Raw genomic sequence first — 20451 nt, 5'->3', positions numbered from 1 at the left:
GGCGCGCGTGCGTCCGGGTGGGAGGTGGCCGCACGATGCGTCAGGACGTCCCGAGCGCCTGTTCCAGCGCTCGCCGCGGGTCCCCGCTGTCGTCGCTGTCCGCGGCGTCCACGGTGAGGGCGTTGAGGGTGAGGGTGAAGCGGGCGCCACCCCCGACGGCGGGCTGGTAGGTGAGGTTCCCGCCGTTGGCGTTGGCCAGGGCGCGGGCGATGTAGAGGCCCAGCCCCGTGCCCTTCTTGTCCACCGCGGCCCCGGTGGTGGCGCGGGCGAAGCGGTCGAAGAGGTGCGGCACGAAGGACTCGGGCACTCCCGCACCGGCGTCGACGACGTCGAGGGCGACGAGCTCGCCGCGGCGGCGGGCGACCAGGCGCACCGGCGTCGCGCCGTACTTGACGGCGTTGGAGACCAGGTTGGTCAGCACCTGCTCGAGGTGACCGCGGTCGGCGAGGACGGTGAGGTCCTGGACGCCGGTGCTGTCCACCGTCGACCCGTCGTGGCCGCAGCGGTCGAGGACGTCGGCGACCAGGCTCGGGACGTGGACGCGGGTGGTGCGGGGGGTGGGTGCCCCGGCGTCGAGCTGCGCCATCGTGAGGATGTCCTCGAGCAGGTCGTTGGCCCACCGGCCGGCCTTCTGGATGCGGGTGAGGTACTGCCGCTTGTCGGCCTCGGGCAGCTCCTGCCAGTCGTCCAGCAGCAGTTCCGCGAACCCGATGGTCGTCGACAGCGGCTGGCGGAGGTCGTGGCTGAGGGTCGCCACGAGGTCGTCCTTGAGGCGGTTGGCCTCCTGCAGCTGCTCGTTGGAGGCGGCCAGGGCGCTCTGGGCGCGCAGGCGCTCGGAGAGGTCGCGCACCAGGGTCAGGGTGGCGTGCCCGCCCGCGTCGGGCAGCGGCACGGTCGTGACCTCCACCGGCACGACGGTCCCGTCGCCGCGGCGCAGGGCGGTGACCAGGGGTGCGGAGGCGCCGACCTGCCCGACGGTGGAGGCGCGGCGCGCGGTCCAGGCGTCCTGCTCCGCCTCCGGTACCAGCAGCAGGGACGTCGGCAGGGCCAGCAGACCCGGGGTGCGGCGACCGGTCAGGCGCGCCATGGCGTCGTTGACGTAGGTGATCTGCTCGCCGTGCTCGACCAGGACGCCTTCCCCGAGGTCGCTCAGCGCCCGTAGCAGGCGGGTGGAGACGTCGCGCTGACGGCGCACGCTCTCCTCGGCCGCCGCCCGGTCGCTGACGTCGAGGAGCTGGCTGGCCAGGTACGCCGGCTGCCCCGCGGCGTCGCACACCACGACGGTCGAGGCCTGGGTGTGGACGGTGCGCCCGTCGCGGTGCAGGTAGCGGACCTCCCCGTCGACGGTCGCGGCGGGGATCGACGCGACGTCGCCACCGTGGGCCGCGGTGTCGGCGGCGCGGCGGGCGGTGTCGGCGATGAGGTCGCGCAGGACCCCACGGCGCACCTCGCGGTCCTCGGGGTGCAGGTGGGGGCTCCAGTCCTGACCCACGAGCTCCGCGGGGGTGCGACCGACCAGGGCGGCGGCTGCGGGGTTGACGCGCAGGACGGTGCCGTCGAGGGCCAGGTGGAGGTTGCCCACCATCGACGCCTCGAAGGCGGCCTGCAGCAGCGTGGCCTGCTCGTCGGCCCGGCTGCGGGCGGCTTCCAGCTCGCGACGCAGAGCGCGGTCGGCGCTGACGTCGGTCATGGCCACCACCGCCCCCAGGGCGCTGCCGTCGGCGCGGTGCATGCGCCGTCCCGAGCAGGTCACGGTGATCGCCGGGCGGCCGGTGGGCGCGACGACGATCTCGGCCGACCGCACGCCGCCGGTGCGCAGGACCTCGGCGAGGGGGACGTCCTCCGCCGCCAGGGGCGTGGTGCCGTCGCCGGTGAAGAGGTCGTAGCGCCCGGCGTGCTCGGCGGGGTCCAGGCCGGCGTCGGCGTCCAGGCCGTGCCAGGTCTGCGCGGCGCGGTTGAGCATCGTGAGGTGCCCGTCGGCGTCGGCGACGACGATGCCCACCTCGACGGACTCCAGGACGGCCTGGGCCAGTTCCCCGCGGGCCTCGGCCTCGGCGGTGGCGCGCACCGCCTCACGGCGGGCCTCCTCGGCCAGGGCACGCGCCTCCTCGGCCAGCGCGCGCTGGACGGCGGCCTCGGCGGCCAGCTCCCGGCTGGCGGCGGTGGAGAGGGTCATCCGTGCGAGCAGGACGTCCCGCTCGTCGCGGCCCATGGCCAGCGACAACCCCAGCACGGCCAGCATCACCACGTAGAGCTGCACCACGACGGCCCGGGTGGCGTCGTCGGCGATCATGGCGAACGGGCCGTTGCCGGCCAGGGTGAGGACGACCGCCACCACCCCCATGGCCAGGTCGTGGACCACGACGATGGTGGTGTCGAAGCGCAACGCCACCCAGGCCGAGAGGGCCACCAGCGGGAAGGCGATGGGCAGGCCGTCGTAGCGGCCGAAGATCAGCGCGTAGGCCACCGCCGAGCACGCCAGGGCGGCGGCCAGCTCCACCAGCTGCCACCCCCGCGGCCAGCGCACCTGGACCAGGACGCGCGGGGCGGCTCCCAGGGTGTCGTCCCGGGCGTCCCGGGCGTCGCGACGGGCGGTGAGCACGCAGCCGACGCGGAAGGCGACGGCCGTGACGAGCAGGACGCTGGCGGTGTTGCGGGTCATCCAGACCAGGGCCGTCAGCCACGACCAGTTCCCCGTCAGCACCCACACCGACGTCGGGCCCAGCAGGGCTCCGGCTCCGGTGGCCAGCACCGCGGCGGCGAGCATGCGCATCAGCTGCGCGATGCCGGTGAGCGGCTCACGGCCCCCCGCGCCCCAGGCCTGCGGGCACCAGCGGGCGAACAGGACGGCGAAGGTGAGGACCTGGGCGAGGTTCGCGGCGACGAAGCACACCGCGAGCACCGGAGGGGCGCCGGTGAGGGTGTTCAGCACGAACGTCGTCACGGACAGCAGCGCGACGTCCAGCCCGCGGGTCCCGGCGCGCCGTTGGGCGCAGAACCAGGCCGCGGCCACCCCCGCGGCGGGCCACACCAGGCTCAGGCTGGTGCCGTCCATGAGGGTGAGGCGCCCCAGGAACACCGAGAGGCCGAACACGACCGCGAACGCGACGCTGCGCAGGACCGCCCCCGTCGTCAGCGGGACCCCGCTCGCGGCAGCTGCGCCCGAGCGGCGCGGTGCGACACGAGGGGTGGACACGGGGGCCTCCTGGCTGAGCGCGCCACGCAGCCGGGATGCCGGTGGCCCTCACCCCTTCGGCCTCCGCGCCCCTGGGCTGTAGGGGTGTCCGCCACCGGGTCCACCTCGACGGGGAGTGACGGAAAATGACACCGGTTCCGGCCGCTACGAGCCGGTCGGAACTCCCGCGGTGTGGACGACGGTGGCGTTCCGCCCGTTCTGCTTGCCCCGGTAGAGCGCTTCGTCGGCGTGGGCGATGACGTCCTCGGCCAGCAGCCCGGGCTGCCACTGCGCGACGCCGACGGTGCAGGTCTGGCGTCGCGGGACCGCGGCGCGGATGCGGTCGGCCACCACCGCCGCGGCCTCCGCCGTGCAGCCGGGCAGGGCGACGACGAACTCCTCCCCGCCCCACCGGGCCAGGGTGTCGACCTCGCGCAGGCAGTCGCCGGCGGCGGCGGCGAACTCGCGCAGCAGGGCGTCCCCGCCGAGGTGGCCGTGGGTGTCGTTGTAGTCCTTGAAGTGGTCCAGGTCGATCAGCACCAGGCTCAACGGTTCACCGCTGCGGGCGGCGCGGGCGACCTCGGTGGTGATCGCCTCGTCCCAGCGGCGGCGGTTGGCCAGCCCCGTGAGGCTGTCGCGTTCCGCGGCCGAGGCCAGGCGCTGCACGAGGTCCGCGCGCTCCAGCGCGTGGGCCAGCTCCCCGGACAGGGTCTGCAGCACCGGCAGCACGTGCTCGGGCAGGTCCGCCAGCGGGGTCCGCCAGAACACCCCCAGGACACCCACGGTCCGCTGCCCGGACAGCACCACCGGGTACCAGAGCCCGGACACGACCCCGGTGGAGGCGACGACGCGCAGGGCGGTCCGGGGGTCACTGCCGACGTCGGCGACGAAGACCTGGGTGGCGGTGGCGAAGCAGGTCGCGGCCAGGGAGGACTCGGCGTCGCGGTAGAAGACGCCGCCGGCCCCCGCCCCCGCGCCGAGGGGCGAGCTGAGGTCGGAGGCGAAGCCCGAGGTGACGACGGCGCGCAACCCCGCGATGCCGTCCCGGGTGTCCGGGCGCAGCAGGTAGGCCGCGTCGGCGCCGGTGAGTTCCTGCAGCGACCGGCAGACGGACTCCTGCGGGTCGGCGGCGACGGCCAGGGCGCGGGAGGCGTCCGCGAGGGCCTGCACCCGTCGGCTGTGCCGGGCCAGCGCGGCGTGGGCCTCCTCGATGGTCGTGTGCGCGGCCGCCCGGTCCGCGTGGGCCGCGGCCAGGGCCTGCTCCCGTTCCCGGGCGTGGGTGACGTCGTTGACGGCGACCACCGCCCCCAGCGGGGTCCCGTCCATGCGGCGCATCGCCCGTCCCGAGCACACCAGGGTGCGGCGCGGCTGCCCCGGCGCGGCCAGGACGATCTCGGCGCCCTCGACCGCACCCTCGTGCAGGGCCCGCAGCCACGGCAGCTCCCGGGCGCTCAGGGGGGTGGTCCCGTCGGCGGCGAAGAAGGTCGCGGGAGCTTCGGAGGGGGTCGCGGACCTGCCCTGCCACTGGCGCATGGCCCGGTTCAGGGAACCGACCTGCCCGTCGGCGTCGACGACGACGAGGCCGACCTCGATGGTCTCGGCGACGACCTCGCTGAGTTCCCAGCGCGCCTCGGACTCGTTCATCGCCAGCATGGCCAGCTCGCGGGCCTCCGCGGCCTGCTCGCGCTGCTCGAAGGCCTGGCGGCGTTCCTCCACGGCGCGCCGGGCCTGGCGGCGACGCTCGAAGAGCGCGACGAGGACCCCGGCGAGGTCGCGCAGGACGCCGAGCTGCTGCTCGCTGAGCCGGCCGGTGACGGTGTCGAAGACGCAGAGCGAGCCCAGGGCGTGACCGGCGGGGCTGACCAGCGGGGCGGAAGCGTAGAGGCGCACGTGCGCCATCCGCCCGTCCACCCACGGGTTGCGTGCGAACCGGGGGTCCTGGGAGGCGTCGGGGACGTGGACGACCTCGCCGGCCTCGAAGTGCAGGGCGCACATGGAGTCCGTGCGGGCGGAGTCCGCGCCGTCGAAGCCGACGGTGGTCAGCTGGCACTGGCGGTTCTCGTCGATGAGGTTGAGCGTGGCGTGCGGGACCCCGGCCACCAGCGCCGCCGCCCGGACCACGGCGGAGAGTTCGTCGTCGGCGGGGGCGTCGAGCAGGCCGTACTCGTGCAGGGCCGCCAGCCGCGCCGCCGCCGGCGCGGTCGTGAGGGCGGACAGGACGAGGGGGACGACGGGAGGGCCGGGGAGCGCCGGGACGGCCTCGGAGCGGGCGACGTCCTCCTGCACGCTCGCCTGCGCCAGGGCCAGCCAGTCTTCCCGGTTCACCCTCAACTCATCGGTCGCGGGCGATCCCCCCTTGATCCTGCCCCGGGCGGGAACCGGTCAGCCGTGGGGTGCCGAGCCAGGACGACCACGGGTCCACCGCGCGGGCCGTGGTCGCGGTCCACGCCAGGAGACCCGCAGACCTATTATGGATAGTGCTACTATCCGATAGTGCGAATATCTGTTCTGGCCGACCGAGCCGGTGTCCCGCTCTCCGCCGTCAAGTACTACCAACGCGAAGGTCTGCTGCCCGCGGGCGTCCGGACCGCACCGAACCAGGTGTCCTACGACGACTCCCACCTGCAGCGCGTCCGACTGATCCGCGCGCTGCTCGAGACCGGCAACCTCTCCGTCGCCGCCACGAAGGACGTCATCACCGCCCTGGACACCGACTCCGCCCCCCTCGCCGAGACCTTCGGCGTGGCGCAGCACGCCATGAGCGGCCCCCGCACCCAGGACTCCGCCCCCAGCGACGACGCCCGGCGCGCCGTCGAAGCCGTCGTCGCCGCCCGCGGCTGGGCCGTCAGCGCCGACAACCCCGGCTACGACGCGGCCGCGCGCGCCCTCGACGGACTGCGCGCCATCGACTTCGACGCGCCCGACACCTACCTGCACGCCTACGCCGACGCCGCGGCCACCGCGGCCGAGGCCGACCTGCGGGCCCTGACCCACCGCGAGGGCCGCGACGCCGTCGCCGAGCTCATGGTCGTCGGGACCGTCCTCGGCGACCCGCTCCTCGCCGGCCTGCGCCGGCTCGCCCAGGAGAACGCCACCCACCACCTCTTCCCGGTCGCCGCACCAGGACCGGTCTCCCCCGAGCCCGACCCCGCCCCCCTCACGGAACGAGCCACGCCATGACCGCAGCCACCCACGTCGTCCTCGGCGGCAACGGCGTCGTCGGCCGCGAGACCCTCCGGGCCCTCGTCGCCGCCGGCCACACCCCGACGTCCGTCGGCCGGCACCCCACCAACGTGGACGGGGTCGTCCCGCTCGTCGCGGACCTCCTCGACCACGACGACGTCCACCGGGCCCTGCGCGGCGCCGACGTCGCCTACCTCGTCGCGGGACTGCCCTACTCCTCCCGGGTCTGGGCCCGGCAGTGGCCCGTGATCCTGGACAACGTCGCCGCCGTCGCCGCCGAGCAGGGCACCCACCTCGTCTACCTCGACAACGTCTACGCCTACGGCCCCGTCGACGGCCCCATGACCGAGGACACCCCCGTCCGACCCGGCGGCAGGAAGGGCCGGGTGCGCGCCGCCGCGCTGGACCTGCTCGCCCGGGCCGCCGCCCGCGGCGTCGACGTCACCGTCGGCCGCAGCGCCGACTTCTACGGCCCCGGCGCCACGACGAGCGTCTTCAACGGCTTCGTCCTCGACAAGGTCGCCGCCGGCCGCAGGAGCACCTGGCTCTACGACGCCGACCAGCCCCACTCCCTGACCTACACCCCCGACATCGGCCGGGCCCTCACCGTCCTCGGCACCGACGACCGGGCCCGGGGACGCACCTGGCACCTGCCCACCGCCCCCGCCCTCACCGGCCGGCAGTACGTCCGGACGGCCGTCGACGTCGCGGCGGGCACGACCGCGCCGGCCGACGTCCCCCTGGGGGTCATGAGCTCCACCACGATGCGGATCGGGGCCCTCTTCATCACCTCCGCCCGGGAGACCCTGGAGCTCAGCTACCAGTACCGCGCCCCCTACGTCTTCGACTCGACGGCCTACGAGACGACGTTCGGCGTCTCCCCCACCCCCGTGGTGGACGGCATCACCGCGAGCCTCGCCGCAGCCCGCCCCACCGCATCGTCACGGACGGCGTCGCTGTCGTGACCGTCGCCGTCGTGCGCGTCGCTGTCGTGAGCGTCGCCGCCTGGCGCCGCGCCCACGCGTGGCACCCCCCGCTGATGACCGTCGCCGCCCTCATGGGCGTCTGCGCGCTCGTCAGCGCGGTCGGACTCGTCGTGGACCCGCGCGAGATCCTCGGCGCCCCGGCCTGGGCGAAACCGCTGAAGTTCTCGCTCTCGATCCTTTTCTACACGCTCACCTGGGCCTGGCTCATCGCCCACCTGCCCCGGTGGCGCTCGCTGACCCGCGCCCTCGGCACGGTCATCGCCGTCACCCTCGTCGTCGAGCAGGTGCTCATCGTCTGGGCCGCCGCGACCGGCACCACCAGCCACTTCAACGTCAGCAACGGCCTGCACGCCACCGTCTGGGCGGTGATGGCCGTCTCGATCACCGTCATGTACCTCGCCACGTTCGTGACCTCCGCGGCCGTCTTCCTCGTCCGCTTCGAGGACCCGGCCCTGACCCTCGCGCTGCGGGCCGGGGTGCTCGTCGCGCTCGTCGGCATCGGGGTCGCCTTCCTCATGACCGCCCCGACGCCGGCGCAGCTCAGCGCCCCGACCGGGATCATCGGGGCCCACGCCGTCGGCGTGCCCGACGGCGGACCCGGCCTCCCGCTGCTGGGGTGGAGCACGAACGGCGGTGACTTCCGGGTCGCCCACTTCGTCGGGATCCACGCCCTGCAGGTCCTCCCGCTGCTCGCCCTCCTGACCCGCGCCGCGGGCCGGCGCGTGACCCGGCCGGACTCGCCCACCACGCGGCGGCACCTGAGCCTCACCGCGGCCGTGGTCTACGCCGCCGCCACGGTCCTCCTCACCGTCCAGGCGTGGCGGGGGCAGTCCGTCGTCCACCCCGCGGGGGTGGTCCTGGTCCTCGGGTGCGGACTCGCCCTGGCCGCGGTCGTCACCACGACCGTCCTCGTGGTCCGTCGGCCCCACCCCGCCCTCCTCCCCGCGACCCGACCCGCGCGGCCCGCAGCCACCTCGAGGCCGACGTGATCTCGCCGGGGACCGGAACCCCTGCGGGGTCGGTCCCCGACGTCACGGTCGTGGAGTGCACGGTCATGGCGAGGACCACGACCGCTCACCCGCAGGGAGCACTCAGGCGGCACCCTCAAGCACCGAGACGCAACGGTCGAAGAGGCACGCATGCTGAGCGCGACACGCACCACGACGACCGTCGCCGCCGCCCTCCCCCTGCTGTTCCTCTCCGGTGGACAAGTCCAGCAGGACATCTCCACACCGGCGCTCTCATCGCTGCGGGCCTCCGCGGAGTACATCCCCGCCGACTGCTACGTCACGAGCATCCTCGACCACGACTCAGACACGGTGGGACTCATCTCAGACCTGGACGCGGCCCAGGCAGACCTCGCCCTCCAGGCGAAGGAACTCACCGCTCACCTCCCCGAAGCCGGGACCCTCGACGTCTGGCAGGTACGCGCCATGGCCAGAGCCGCCGACGTCCTCAGTCGACCCGATGCGCACCGCTCCACCCGGGGCAGCTCCGCCTACCTGACCGCCTACGACACCCACGGCCAGGTACTCGCCGAAGCCGGCTACGGAGCCCCCACTCAGGTGTTCCTGAACCCCACCCCCGCCGACGGCTACCTCCTGCAGAGCTTCACCTTCCCCGTGGAACCTCAGCCTGGACGGAAGAGCTGCACCTGGTCCAGCCGCTGAACCCTGGGCCGCAGCGCCAGCTGGTCCGGGTCGTGGGCGCGGTGCGCGAAGCGTCAGGTGGCCAACGCCGCGGTCACGGAATGAACTGATGACCGGCCCGCGCCTCGCCCCCCTCGGGTGTGGGCCAGGGGCTGGTCGTGACGTGTCGACCCCGACACGACCAGCCCCCCTCGCACCGGTGCTCGCCGGTCCGAGACGTTCGGTCAGGGCGTTCCTCTGGACGAAGATCGACAGCCGGCAACGTCCTGACCCGCCGGTGACCGGGGCGCCACCGGCAGGTGGCGCGTCAGGCCGCAGTCGTTGATCGAGTTGAGTTTCCTGGCGCTCCGGTGCTGACGGCGACGCAACAGATTGCCCGAAGTGGCCGTGCTCGGTCACCACGTCATCGTTCCCGACGACCACACCTGCGGCCGGGGCACCCACGCGCAACCGACAGCCGCAACGACCGGACAGTTCCGCGGCGGCCCGTCAGGACACGCGGGCTGAGGGTTCCTCGCAGCCCTCGATCCTCCCGTGGCGTGCTGAGGTGGTTCTGTCAACGCCGCCGAAACTCGTGACCCGCCCGCTGAACAGGACTGACGTGGCTTCCACGACGATCTCGAACGTTCGCGTCTTCGTCGGCGAACACGTGCTCGAGAACCAGACGGTGACGATCGAGGAGACCAGGATCGCCTCGGTTCGTCCCTCGTCCACGGACGACGAGGCGCACACCGTGACCGGTGCGTCGATCGACGGGACCGGCAAGACCCAGCTGCCGGGACTCATCGATACCCACACGCACTCGTCCCGGAAGCTGCGTTCCCCGGCCAGGGGGAACCAGGGTCCGGCGACATCGTGATGCCGCTCTCCACCGATCCCGAGCAAGCCGTGTCCTTCATCCCGAAACTGATCGCGTCGGGATCGGACCACATCGAGTTCCTCATCGAGTTCCTCATCGAGGACGGGTCCACAGCGAGCGCTCCCGGGCTTCCGATGCTCGACCAGGCCACGCTGAACGCCGTCGCCGGGGCTCGACGCCTCGGCATGATGACGCTGACCCACACGCTCACCGTCCGCGCGACGCGGACGGCCCTCGAGGCGGGGATCGACGGTCTCGCGCACCTGTTCGTCGACGAGGCGCCGACGCCGGAGATCATCGATCTCGTCGCGTCCGCAGGGGTGTTCGTCGTTCCGTGCATCCATCGAGGCGAACAGCACCGAGGGGTTTCCCACGGATCAAACTGCGCCGGCGGCGAACCTCCGAGGCACTGCGACGACCGCCGCCGGGTGCGTCTCGAGACGTCCTTCGCGCGACGTGGGACGCAGCGCGACCACGGTTCGGACGGGGCGGCAGGCGCACCCTGCGCTCGCTGCCTACTCTGCGAGGCGGTCGAGCCAATCGCCCAGGAGTGCGCGCTCGTTCGCGGTCAGGGCTGTCGTCTCGGCGATCTGGTGCCTGAGCTGCATGGCGGCTCCTGAGCGGTCGCCGTTCGCGTCAGGGGCACTGAGGATCGTGCGGAGGGCCGACTCGCGACCCCGCACCGACAGACGCAGGTCGCGGTGTTCCTCCGGCATGGCGAGAAGGGTGAACACGACCCCCACGCCCACGGCCCGCACCACGTGCACCGCGTCGTCGACGGGGACGGCGAGCAGGCCCTCCTTGGCCGCCTCCCGGATCTGCACCCGCAGGATCTCGTCGATCGCGGACGCGGCCGACGTCGACGTGCCCAGGTGCGGTTCGCCGTAGGCGATCGAGTAGACGTGCGGGTTCAGCAGTCCCCACTCGACGTGCATGTCCCAACCCTGACGGATCGACTCGACCGGGTCGGAACCCGGTTTCCACCCGGTCCAGCTGGCGAGGTGGTTGGAGAATCCGTGCAGGGCCACCGCATCGAGCACACCCTGCTTGTCCCCGAAGATCCGGTAGATCGTCGGGGCCTGGATGTGCAGCGCCGAGGTGATGGCGCGCGTCGTGACCGCGTCACGACCGCCGTCGGTGAGGAGCGCGAACGCGGTGTCGAGGATGCGGACTCGCATCTCGTCAGAACGGGTCAACGCGCTTCCTCTTCCGCCGGTGACGACATGACGGCCGGTGGGACGACGGCCATCCACCATCATCCCACCGGTGACGTCCAGCCGGCGCAGCCGCTCCTCGATCACGGGCGAACGCGCCGGAGCACCGGAAGGGCTCAGTTCTGCTCGATCGCCCGACCGACGCGGAACAGCACGGCCTCGTCGAAGTGGCGTCCGATGATCTGGAGTCCCACCGGGAGTCCGTCCAGCGTGCCGCACGGCACGCTGAGAGCAGGGTGGTGGGTGATGTTGAACGGGGTGGTGTTCGCCGACATCTCGATCGACGCCCCGATGGCCGCGCCGGCGCCGTGCGCCGGGTCCGGCAGCGGGCGCGCGGTCTGAGGGGTGGTCGGGGTGATCAGGACGTCGAAGCGCTCCAGCGCCTGGTCGTAGGCCGCGCGGAGGGTCCGGGCCCGGTTGACGGCCTTGGCGTAGTTCAGGCGACCCTGCTGCTGGTCGACGTAGCGACCGACGAGGGTGAACAACTGCACGTTCGCGGGGTGCTCCGCGGCGGCCGCACGGTGGTCGAAGAGGTGCTGCATCATGTCGACGGGGTAGTGGTCGGGACGACCGAACCCGAAACCCTGGTTGCGCAGGACCGTCTCGGCCATGCCCTCGATGGCGATGGCCGTCCAGAGCGCGGGAGCCAGCTCGTGCAGCGGCACCGACACCTCGTCCACGATCGCACCACGCTCGCGCAACGCTTCCGCCGCTGCGACGACGATCTCGTCGACGCCGGCTTCGGCGTGGTCGCCGCCGAACCCTTCCGTGAGGATGCCGATCCGGAGTCCTCGGACTCCTGCGTCGAGGGCGGTGAGGTAGTCGCCGACGGAGATGTCGCGTTGGCGCGGGTCGATGCCGTCGGAGCCGGCCAGGACGGTGAGGAAGCGTGCGTTGTCCTCGACCGTGCGGGTCATGGGGCCGACGTGGTCGAAGTAGCCGTCGAGCGTCGCGATGCCGGTGTAGGGGACGAGTCCGTAGGTCGGTTTCAGGCCGACGACACCGGACCAGGACGCCGGCATCCGGATGGAACCGGCCTGGTCGGCGCCGAGGGTCATGTCGGCGTCGCCGGTGACGAGCGCGACGGCGCTGCCGCTGGAGGAGCCACCCGAGGAGAAACCCCTCCGGTGCGGGTTGTGCACCACGCCGGTCGCTGCGGTGTGGCTGCCCCCGGACATGCAGAAGTACTCGTTGGTGGTCTTCCCCACCACCTCCGCGCCGGCGGCGAGGGCTCGGGTGACGACCGTGGCATCAGCGTTCGGGACGAAACCCTCGAGTTCCTTCGAACCGTTCCGCATCGGGAGACCGGCCACGAGGATGCTGTCCTTGACCCCCAGGCGAACTCCGGCGAGGAGACCCCCCGCGGCTCCGCGGATCGACGCACGGACCTCCCACGCGTGGTGGGGGTCCTCCTCCGCAGAGGGGACCGTGTGCTCGACCGCGTCGCGGCCGGCCAGCACCTGTGGCTCCGGGAACGCGTCGAGAGCGTCGTACACCCCGAGCATGCCCGAGATCATCCCGGTGTACTCCTCCGGTGCTGCGGCGATCGAGGAGTAGCCGATCTCGGCGGCGAGGCCGGCGATCTGCGCGGGCGAGGGTTTCTGGATCGGCACGGGTGCTCCTGGGGTCGGGGATGAACGTTTGACTTAGACGCTAACAGAAAAATGTTAGCGAGTGAGGTCGGTGGTCGAAACCGAGCCGAACGGGTGGTCGCGGCGTTGCACGACGCGCGGGTTCGGACCCGGACCACCACCACCACCGCTCCGGTCGTCGTCGAGAACCAGGCACGGTCGCTGCACAGCAACGTGAGGATTCCGCCGCCGGCGCTGATCGTGGGCTGACCCCGTGAGCGTGCACGTTTCGACCTGTCGCCGGCCTCTTGGTCGCAGCGCGTCGGTCGGGGGCAGGTGGTGGCTGCCTCCGCCTGACGTCCGGCCGTTCCGTCGTCCCGGGACCAGCACGGTCGAAGCCGTCCAGAACTCCCACTGGCGGGCCTTCGCCGTCACATCGACAGTCGTGACATGGACCAGACGGCATCAGACCTTCCCGGCGCGGCAGACCGCCCCGACGAACCCGAACACGAAGTGGAAGACGCCTTCGACCGCCTCGTCGAAGAAGGCGAGGACCGTCTGCGCCGCCCGCTGCTGCCGCTGCTCAGCGTCGGCCTCCTCGGAGGAATCGACGTCGGAACGGGTCTGCTCGCCTACCTCGTCGTCAAGCACGAGACCGGCAACGACCTGCTCGCCGGTCTCGCCTTCTCGGTGGGCTTCGTCGCACTCCTGCTGGCCCGCAGCGAACTGTTCACCGAGAACTTCCTCGTACCGGTGATCGCCGTCGTCGCCCGCCGGGGCACCCTCGCCCAGCTCGCCCGGCTGTGGGGGACGACCCTGCTGACGAACCTCCTCGCCGGATGGGTCATCACCTGGATCATCATGACCGCCCTCCCCGACCTCGCGAGCACGGCGGTGGACTCCGCCCGCCACTTCATCGACCTCGGCGTCGGCAAGGAGTCCTTCGCCCTGGCCGTGCTGGCCGGCGCCGTCATCACCCTCATGACCCGCATGCAGCACGCCACCGAGGCCGTCGGCGTGAAACTCGTCCCCGCCATCCTCTTCGGTGCGCTCCTGGCGGGGACGCAACTGCTCCACAGCGTCCTGGACTCCCTGCTGATGTTCGCCGCCCTCCACGTCGGTGCGCCGTTCGGCTACGCGGACTGGGCCAGGACAGCCGCGTGGGCGGTGCTGGGCAACGTCGTCGGCGGCCTCGTCCTCGTCACCGCCGTCCGCCTGCTCCGTGTTCCCCACCGCGTCGCGGAAGAACGAGACAAGGTGGAGTGAGAGCCGAGCACTGGGCGACGGCGTCAGTGTCGAGCGGCGACCGACGTGCCTGACGGGGCGCTGACAGCCCAGGGAATCTGCCCCGGTCCGGTCCTCCCCGAGGATCCGCGTTGGTGAGGAGGATCGGTTGAACGGCCCTCGACGGGTCGACGTCGGGCGTCTCCACGAGTTCCCGGAGTACTCCCGCCGGAGAACCACGAGGAGCCGTTCCACCCGGACGACCGCCCCTTCCCCGCGGGGAGAACGCACCGGACACCAACCTCTTCGAGGCGTTTCCCGACACGGGGATGCGCGTCACAGCCGATGCCGAAACGCTGTCCGCCCCCGAACCACCCCTGCTCGTGCTGCACGTCATCGACGACGTGGCCGTGGAGGTGCGGGTCGTGGCGAACCGGGCGGTGGCCACGGAAACGAACCTGACCCTCGGCAACCGGGACGGGGAGGAGTACCTGGATGAGGTGGACCGGACGGGGTCCACATCGGTCGACAGCGTCCGCGACAGTTCACGGTCACCCCGCGTCGTGCGCGGTCCCGAGCTGGCAGCGACATCGAGGTCGTATCGATGTCCGGATGCAAGCCCAGCACGAAGATCGCCCGCACATCGTCGATGAGCGGTCACTCACAGGCGCACCGCGAGGTGCCCTCGCGGGGTGCACCAGCAAGGATGCAGATCATGTTCCGACCGTGGAGCAACGTCGTCCTCATCGTTGCCGCTCTGGCACTCATCGCCGCCGCCATCGTCGAGGTCAAGCGGCGGCGACGGCGCGGGGAGCAGGGGTGGACCACAGGTCACGAGCTGGGGGTCGTGTCCATGTCCCTCGTCGTCTTGTCGCAGGCTCTACCCCTGATCTGATCGTCGCTGGTGCTGCCGCCATCACATCGATGTCCCCGCGGTCTTGAGGAGAGGTACGGGCAGCACCGGGCCTCCACCGCCCAGCTTTGATCAGCTCCAGCGGTGTCAGCAGTTGGCGATGCATCTGGGCGGGTGGTCAGTGACACTGCTCAGCATGTTGACCGGACGACAACGCATCGCAGGCATGGTGATCGCGGCAGTCATCGTGGCCGGCGTCGCGATCGCGATGAGGTCCTGGATCCCTGTCGTCATCGTCGTCCTGGTCGCCGTCCTGCTGCGGCTGACCATGCCTTCGATCGTGCGCCAGCGCGAGAAGGATGCCGAGTGGATCGAGAAGCGGAAGCGTCCAACTCCTCAGCCCTGACGCGGCCGTTGAGCGCTCGGCCAAAGGGCCCAGTCGGCATGTGGCTGGCGAGCAGCGCGGAACGCAGACGCACGGTCATCCCGCGATGTGCGCGGTGCTGAGCTGCCGGCGGCGTCGCGGTCTTGACGATGGTCGCGATGTCGCCTTCATCCCGAAAGACTGAGCCAGCGCGCTGAAACTCGCCTGCGCTCGAAGCCACGACCCGGGCAGGATCACCAAGTGCTGTCCCACTCAGACCTGCCCGGTCGAACCATCCACGTCATCGCACCACGACAGGTGAACCCGAGCTGGCCCGACCCCATCGACCGGGCCCGGGCCGTCGTGGCGACCCTGGACGTCCTGCGCCCGGTCACCGCCAGCCTGGTCATCGACCTCGCCGCCGACCGCTGGGTCGAGCACGGCTCCTCCCTGTCCCCCATCGAGGTCAAGTCCACTGAGGTGGTGTACGACGTTCGCCGCGTGATGCTCCGTGCGATCAGGCCGTCAAGGCCTGCATCGTGAGGTCAGAGTTCACCTCCACCACGGTCTCCACGGTGCCCTCGCCTTCGCCAGCGACGGAGGTCATCCGGCAGCGAGCAAGTAGGTCCAGACCGAGGTAGCGCCGGCCCTCGGTCCACTCATCGTCCTGCTCAGCCAACACCGCCCCGACCAAGCGGATCAGGGAATCACGGTCGGGGAAGATCCCAACGACGTCGGTGCGGCGGCGGATCTCCCGGTTCAACCGCTCCTGCGGGTTGTTCGACCAGACCTGACGTCACACCTCCTTCGGGAATGCCGTAAACGCGAGGACGTCGGCGCGGGCGGTGTCGAGGTGGGCGGCGACTTTCGGCAATTTCTGCTCGACGGCGTCCAGCAGGCGGTCGAACTGGGCGTGCACCGAGTCTGCGTCAGGCTGGTCGTAGACGCTGTGCAGCAACGTCTTCACCCAAGGCCAGGACGTCTTCGGAGTCACCGCCATCAAGTTCGCCGCGTAGTGCGTCCGACACCGCTGCCAGGACGCGCCGGGCAGGGTCGCGCCGATCGCGGCGACCAGACCGGCGTGGGCGTCGGAGGTCACCAACCTGACACCGCTCAGGCCCCGGGCGGTCAGATCCCGGAAGAACCCCAACCAGCCGGCCCCGTCCTCCGCGCTCGAGGTCTGCAGGCCGAGGATCTCCCGGTGCCCATCAGCATTCACCCCGACCGCCAGCATCGCGTGGACGTTGGCGACCCGGCCGTCCTCGCGGACCTTCATCACCAGCGCGTCGGCGGCGAGGAACGTGTAGGGACCGGCGTCCAACCTCCTCGTCCGGAAGGCTTCGACCTGGGCGTCGAGGTCTTTGGCCATCTCGCTGACCTGCGACTTCGACAACCTTGTGATCCCGAGGGACTCCACGAGCTTCTCCATCCGGCGGGTGGAGACGCCGAGCAGGTAGGCGGTGGCGACCACAGTGGTCAGCGCCCGTTCGGCCCGTCGGCGGCGCTCGAGGAGCCAGTCGGGGAAGTACGACCCCTGACGCAGCTTTGGGATGGCGGCGTCGATGGTGCCGAGGCGGGTGTCGAAGTCGCGGTGGCGGTAGCCGTTGCGGGAGTTCACCCGCTCCGGGGACGAGGCGCCGTAGGTGGCTCCGCAGACGGCGTCGGCGTCAGCGGACATGAGGGTGTTGATGAACGTGGACATGAGCTCGCGCAGCAGGTCTGGGCTGGCTTGGGCGAGCTGCTCGTCGATGAAGTGGGCAGGGTCCATCATGGGGTTGGCGGTCATCGCGTTGTCCTTCTTCGGTCTCGAGCGGGAACTCAGGTCGAAGCATCACGCGGTGGCCGCCTCACACGTTGGTGGACACGCCCTCACTCACCGGGGGCGCCGTACACCACTCTGGTGGACTCCACTACCCGCCACCGCACCCAGCGACATCACTGATGCAAACAACACGCGGCAACCCTTCGACGCGTCCCGGCAGGGCGAGATCATCGTTGCTTCCGAGGAGCAGCGCGGTCACATGGCCGCCGCCCTCCAGGGCCCCCTGTCACGGGTCGGCTCCTGCCTCGGGGTGCACGACATCCTGGTGATCTGGTCGGCGGGAACAACATGGGACGCCTCAACCTCCACACTCACCCTCGCTGACGGCAGCACCACCCAGCTCGGCGATGAGATGCAAATCGGTGGCGGCAACTCCACAGCGGAGATCGCCGACCTGTCGGAGGAAGCGGCCCAAGCCCTGACGGAGTGCGGAGCTTCTCCTGGACAGGACATCTGGATCATGTGAGTAGAAGAGATCTCTACCTCGCGGTCATCCCGCTCTCCGGGCAGTTGCCTGGGGCCGACGACGTCGCGCTCGTGGCGAATTGCGCGAGGTCTCGCAGCACCGCCAGAAAGTGGCTGGACTAGCCAGGTACCACCTCGGCACTGTGATCACCATGACGGGGATCTACCTTGGCGGCGGCGGCAGCGAGCACGATGAAGCAGCGCTGTGGGACGAGGCGTTCACCCCTGGCCAGCGCGTGAGCATCTGGTCCTTCGCGATGCCTCTCGGCCCGGCCCGAACCGGCAGCGCCCAGTGGCTCTCCAACGCCCTGCACACCCGAGGGGACTTCACCCTCGACGCCTGGGGCCTGGAGAAGACCGATGACGACCACAGCGCCCAGCGTCTACAACGCAGTCAGGTCGTCGCCATCCCCGGCGGCAACACCTTCGACCTGCTGCACCACCTACAGCAGCACGACCTGCTCAGCGCACTGAACGCCTTCCTCAACGACGGAGGCCAGGTGTACGGCGGCAGCGCCGGCGCGATTCTGCTCGGCGCGGACATCGCCATCGCCGAGGCCGAGGACCCCAACGACGCTGGCGTAAGCGACACTCGCGGTCTGAACCGCTTAGCCGGGGCAGTGGTACGACCGCACTACCAACCGGAGCAGGACACCGAGCTGCAGCAGTGGGCCACGGTGCACCAGCAGGTGGTGCTCGCCCTGCCCGAACGCAGCGGTGTCGTCGTCACCGACACCGCCGGCCGCGTCATGGCGCGCAACGTCGGACCTGAGGCAGTGCAAGTCTTCAGCCCGACCGGCCTCCAGGCTCGACCAGCAGGCATGGCCTGGGACCTCAGCGAGTCCTAACGCCCATCTCGCGTTGTGTGCGCTGTCGCTGGCGGCCGGCGACCTCGCGGATCTGCCGAAGAGCGGAGGAGACGGAACTCGAGCAGGTACCTGAGCCACATCAGGGTCTGCCCAGAAACACCGCCTCGACGTGCAACCAGATCTTGACCCTTCCGCGTCAGGGCAGTGTGGACGACATGAACCGGGAAGAGCACTTCACCTCCTGGGCCAACGAGGCAACCCCGCAGCTGCGGCGCATCGCCCGACTACTGGCCGGCGACTTCCACATCGGTGAAGACCTCCTCCAAGACGTCTACGCCAAGATGTACGCCCGCTGGCCACGCATCCAAGACCCCAGCGCCTACGCCCGCCGCGCCCTAGCCAACGCCGCCACCTCACGCTGGCGCAGCCGCTCACACCGCTACGAAGCCGTCCGCGACGTCGACGACCACCTCGCCGGATCCGAACCCTCCCAGCCGCTGGTCGACCTCGAACAACGCGCCGACCTCCTCGCCATCCTGCGCCCCCTACCACCACGCCAACGCGCCGTGATCGTCCTGCGCTACCTCGACGACCGCAGCGACGAACAGGTCGCTGACCTGCTCGACATCAGCGTCGGCACCGTCAAAAGCCAGGCCTCACGCGCGCTGGTCCGGTTGCGCCAGACCCTGCCCGACCTCGCGGCTGAGCAGCGATCTCAGCCGGACCGGTCGAGTCCGGACACTCCCTCCTCCACTGTCTCCTCTGCTGCCTCTTTCGTGGATTGGAACCGCTCGTGAACACCGAGACCCACGACCCCTTCCCCGCCGCCCTACGTGCTGACCTGCACGCCGCCGCCGGACCCGTGGGGGACTCCTCCGCGTTCATCGCCGAGGCCACCGGCCGCGGCCGCACGCGACTGCGCCGTCAACGCCGGACCCGCTGGGGCGTCGGCTCCCTGGCCGCTGCTCTGTTGACCGCCGGGGCCGTCGGTGGGGCGCACCTGCTGGAACCCACGCCGTTGGGCCTGTCCGTGGCCGGTCCCATCCTGGGCCAGTCTGACCCGGCCCCGACGCCGCTGAAGACCCTTGAGCACGGCGGGGTGCAGGTCGATCCCGCCGTGACCGCCGCGGCCGCCGACACCATGGACACCGTCGTCGAAGCTCACCTGCCGGGTTGGTCCGCCGGCGGTGTCGTCGAAGGCTGGCGATTGCCTTCCGTCACGCTGGTGAACTGGAAGGCGACCAGCACCGCTACCTCCCCGGCGGTCACCCTCCAGATCGAGGTGAGCCGGGACGCTACGAACGAGCCGGTCGACAAGGACGCGCTGTGCCACGAGACCGCTTCCTGCTCGCAGCAGACGCTGGCCGACGGCAGCTTCCTGACGGTCGGCACAAGCCAAACCCTCGTGCAGCTGGGGTCGATGCCCGAGCCTGCGCGACCGGTCGAACCGTTCGCGTCGCTCGACCTCCCTGATGGCCGGAAGATCGCCGTGGTCGCCTCCATCGCTGCTCCCGACATTCCCGTCGACAGCGTCTACCCGGCGGACTCACCGGCCACGGCAGATGCCCTCCGGGCGATCGTGACCGACCCGCGTCTGCAGGCAGTGACGATCCCCGCACCCCAGTAACCCCTCCTGCTTCACGGGTGCGCTCATTTCGTAAAGCGGGCCCCACGCTGCGCGTGGCGTCACGGTCATCCCGCGGTGCGCGCGAAGCACACGGTCATCCCGCGTTGTTCGCGTGACTGGCGATGGCCGTGCGGGATCATGATGGCTGTGGACAGTGTCGAGACGCCTCCCGCCACCCAACCAGCCCTCCTGACGGTGCAAGCCGAACTGCAAGAACGGGAGCCCATCTTCCACCGCCCCGAGCTGGGGACCAGCGCTGAGGACCTGGAACAGCAGATGGCCCCCGACTTCTGGGAAGTCGGCGCCTCGGGTCGCTGCTACAGCCGCCACTACGTCAAAGACGTCCTGTTACGCCGCTACGCCGCAGGCGAAGACGACCCGTGGGAAACCTCCAACTTCCACTGCCGCGACCTGGGCTCCAGCACCTACCTGCTCACCTACACGCTGCGCCAGGATCGACGCCTCACTCGACGCGTCACGGCATGGCGTCGGGCCGAGACGGGCTGGCAGGTCCTGTACCACCAGGGCACCATCGTCACCGAATGAACCGCTGAGCCGACCTACCGGTCATCCCGCGATCCGGTGCACTCAGCCGGCCGCCCCGCAGCGCGCGGACTGCACCCCCGCGTGAGGCGAGCTGGGTGGCGGTG

General features: G+C 71.2%; 19 protein-coding genes and 1 pseudogene. 14 read left to right on the top strand and 6 right to left on the bottom strand.

The features are described from left to right. Positions 1–40: 40 nt before the first annotated feature. Both OG218_RS13770 and OG218_RS13765 read right to left on the bottom strand, forming a co-directional pair. Positions 41–3196, bottom strand: coding sequence for a PAS domain S-box protein (locus tag OG218_RS13770; RefSeq protein WP_328293792.1), 3156 nt, complete (start codon positions 3194–3196; stop codon positions 41–43). A gap of 144 nt (positions 3197–3340) precedes the next feature. Next, entirely contained in the window at positions 3341–5500 is a 2160-nt protein-coding gene (locus OG218_RS13765; protein ID WP_328293791.1) for a sensor domain-containing diguanylate cyclase, read from the bottom strand. Between the two features lie 168 nt (positions 5501–5668). Here OG218_RS13765 and OG218_RS13760 point away from each other — a divergent pair, with 168 nt between their 5' ends. The 4 genes from OG218_RS13760 (at position 5669) to OG218_RS13745 (ending at position 9014) form a co-directional block, all read left to right on the top strand. Further along, positions 5669–6355, top strand: coding sequence for a MerR family transcriptional regulator (locus OG218_RS13760; protein ID WP_328293790.1), 687 nt, complete (start codon positions 5669–5671; stop codon positions 6353–6355). Continuing rightward, on the top strand, positions 6352–7323 hold the full coding sequence (locus OG218_RS13755; RefSeq protein WP_328293789.1) for an NAD-dependent epimerase/dehydratase family protein: 972 nt from the start codon (positions 6352–6354) through the stop codon (positions 7321–7323). The genes OG218_RS13760 and OG218_RS13755 overlap by 4 nt, the downstream gene beginning before the upstream one ends. Before the next feature lie 11 nt (positions 7324–7334). Beyond that, positions 7335–8333, top strand: coding sequence for a hypothetical protein (locus OG218_RS13750; protein ID WP_328293788.1), 999 nt, complete (start codon positions 7335–7337; stop codon positions 8331–8333). A gap of 150 nt (positions 8334–8483) precedes the next feature. Continuing rightward, positions 8484–9014, top strand: a complete 531-nt coding sequence (locus OG218_RS13745) for a hypothetical protein (RefSeq protein WP_328293787.1) — start codon at positions 8484–8486, stop codon at positions 9012–9014. Positions 9015–9482: 468 nt separating this feature from the next. On the opposite strand, the gene OG218_RS13740 is transcribed toward OG218_RS13745, so the two are convergent. The 3 genes from OG218_RS13740 to OG218_RS13730 form a co-directional block, all read right to left on the bottom strand. Beyond that, complete coding sequence (locus OG218_RS13740) at positions 9483–10211, bottom strand: hypothetical protein (RefSeq protein ID WP_328293786.1); 729 nt, start codon at positions 10209–10211, stop codon at positions 9483–9485. Positions 10212–10367: 156 nt separating this feature from the next. Further along, complete coding sequence (locus tag OG218_RS13735) at positions 10368–11048, bottom strand: TetR/AcrR family transcriptional regulator (RefSeq protein ID WP_328293785.1); 681 nt, start codon at positions 11046–11048, stop codon at positions 10368–10370. A gap of 134 nt (positions 11049–11182) precedes the next feature. Further along, positions 11183–12679, bottom strand: coding sequence for an amidase (locus OG218_RS13730; protein ID WP_328293784.1), 1497 nt, complete (start codon positions 12677–12679; stop codon positions 11183–11185). Positions 12680–13087: 408 nt separating this feature from the next. Between OG218_RS13730 and OG218_RS13725 the strand changes: the two genes are divergently transcribed. From OG218_RS13725 to OG218_RS13710, 5 genes are all read left to right on the top strand, one after another. Beyond that, the gene (locus OG218_RS13725; protein ID WP_328293783.1) at positions 13088–13903 is read left to right on the top strand and encodes a formate/nitrite transporter family protein; all 816 of its coding nucleotides are present in this window, start codon (positions 13088–13090) and stop codon (positions 13901–13903) included. Positions 13904–14190: 287 nt separating this feature from the next. Further along, positions 14191–14514, top strand: coding sequence for a DUF6924 domain-containing protein (locus OG218_RS26650; RefSeq protein ID WP_442906390.1), 324 nt, complete (start codon positions 14191–14193; stop codon positions 14512–14514). A gap of 62 nt (positions 14515–14576) precedes the next feature. After that, positions 14577–14756: a hypothetical protein gene (locus tag OG218_RS13720; RefSeq protein ID WP_328293782.1), complete on the top strand. Its 180-nt coding sequence runs from the start codon at positions 14577–14579 to the stop codon at positions 14754–14756. Between the two features lie 139 nt (positions 14757–14895). Next, entirely contained in the window at positions 14896–15120 is a 225-nt protein-coding gene (locus tag OG218_RS13715) for a hypothetical protein (protein ID WP_328293781.1), read from the top strand. A gap of 219 nt (positions 15121–15339) precedes the next feature. Beyond that, a complete protein-coding gene (locus OG218_RS13710; RefSeq protein ID WP_328293780.1) occupies positions 15340–15621 on the top strand; it encodes a hypothetical protein in 282 nt (93 codons plus the stop codon). On the opposite strand, the pseudogene OG218_RS13705 reads toward OG218_RS13710, so the two are convergent. Then, a pseudogene (locus OG218_RS13705) lies at positions 15596–16864 on the bottom strand (IS256 family transposase). The gene OG218_RS13710 and the pseudogene OG218_RS13705 overlap by 26 nt on opposite strands. Between OG218_RS13705 and OG218_RS13700 the strand changes: the two are divergent. The 5 genes from OG218_RS13700 to OG218_RS13680 all read left to right on the top strand — a co-directional run bounded on the left by OG218_RS13700 (position 16848) and on the right by OG218_RS13680 (position 20347). Then, on the top strand, positions 16848–17366 hold the full coding sequence (locus OG218_RS13700) for a hypothetical protein (protein ID WP_328293779.1): 519 nt from the start codon (positions 16848–16850) through the stop codon (positions 17364–17366). The pseudogene OG218_RS13705 and the gene OG218_RS13700 sit on opposite strands and share 17 nt — an antisense overlap. A gap of 151 nt (positions 17367–17517) precedes the next feature. Beyond that, positions 17518–18213 carry a Type 1 glutamine amidotransferase-like domain-containing protein gene (locus OG218_RS13695; RefSeq protein ID WP_328293778.1) on the top strand — a complete coding sequence of 232 codons (696 nt, stop codon included), beginning with the start codon at positions 17518–17520 and terminating at the stop codon, positions 18211–18213. A gap of 176 nt (positions 18214–18389) precedes the next feature. After that, the gene (locus OG218_RS13690; RefSeq protein WP_328293777.1) at positions 18390–18971 is read left to right on the top strand and encodes a SigE family RNA polymerase sigma factor; all 582 of its coding nucleotides are present in this window, start codon (positions 18390–18392) and stop codon (positions 18969–18971) included. Further along, a complete protein-coding gene (locus OG218_RS13685; protein WP_328293776.1) occupies positions 18968–19801 on the top strand; it encodes a hypothetical protein in 834 nt (277 codons plus the stop codon). The genes OG218_RS13690 and OG218_RS13685 overlap by 4 nt, the downstream gene beginning before the upstream one ends. A 141-nt stretch (positions 19802–19942) precedes the next feature. Further along, positions 19943–20347 carry a nuclear transport factor 2 family protein gene (locus tag OG218_RS13680; RefSeq protein WP_442906500.1) on the top strand — a complete coding sequence of 135 codons (405 nt, stop codon included), beginning with the start codon at positions 19943–19945 and terminating at the stop codon, positions 20345–20347. The last annotated feature ends 104 nt before the right edge of the window (positions 20348–20451 follow it).

Origin of the sequence: Kineococcus sp. NBC_00420 (assembly GCF_036021035.1) — a bacterium.
GTDB lineage: Bacteria > Actinomycetota > Actinomycetes > Actinomycetales > Kineococcaceae > Kineococcus.
Note: the sequence above shows the minus strand (reverse complement) of the source record. Positions and strands in the feature narration are given on the sequence as shown.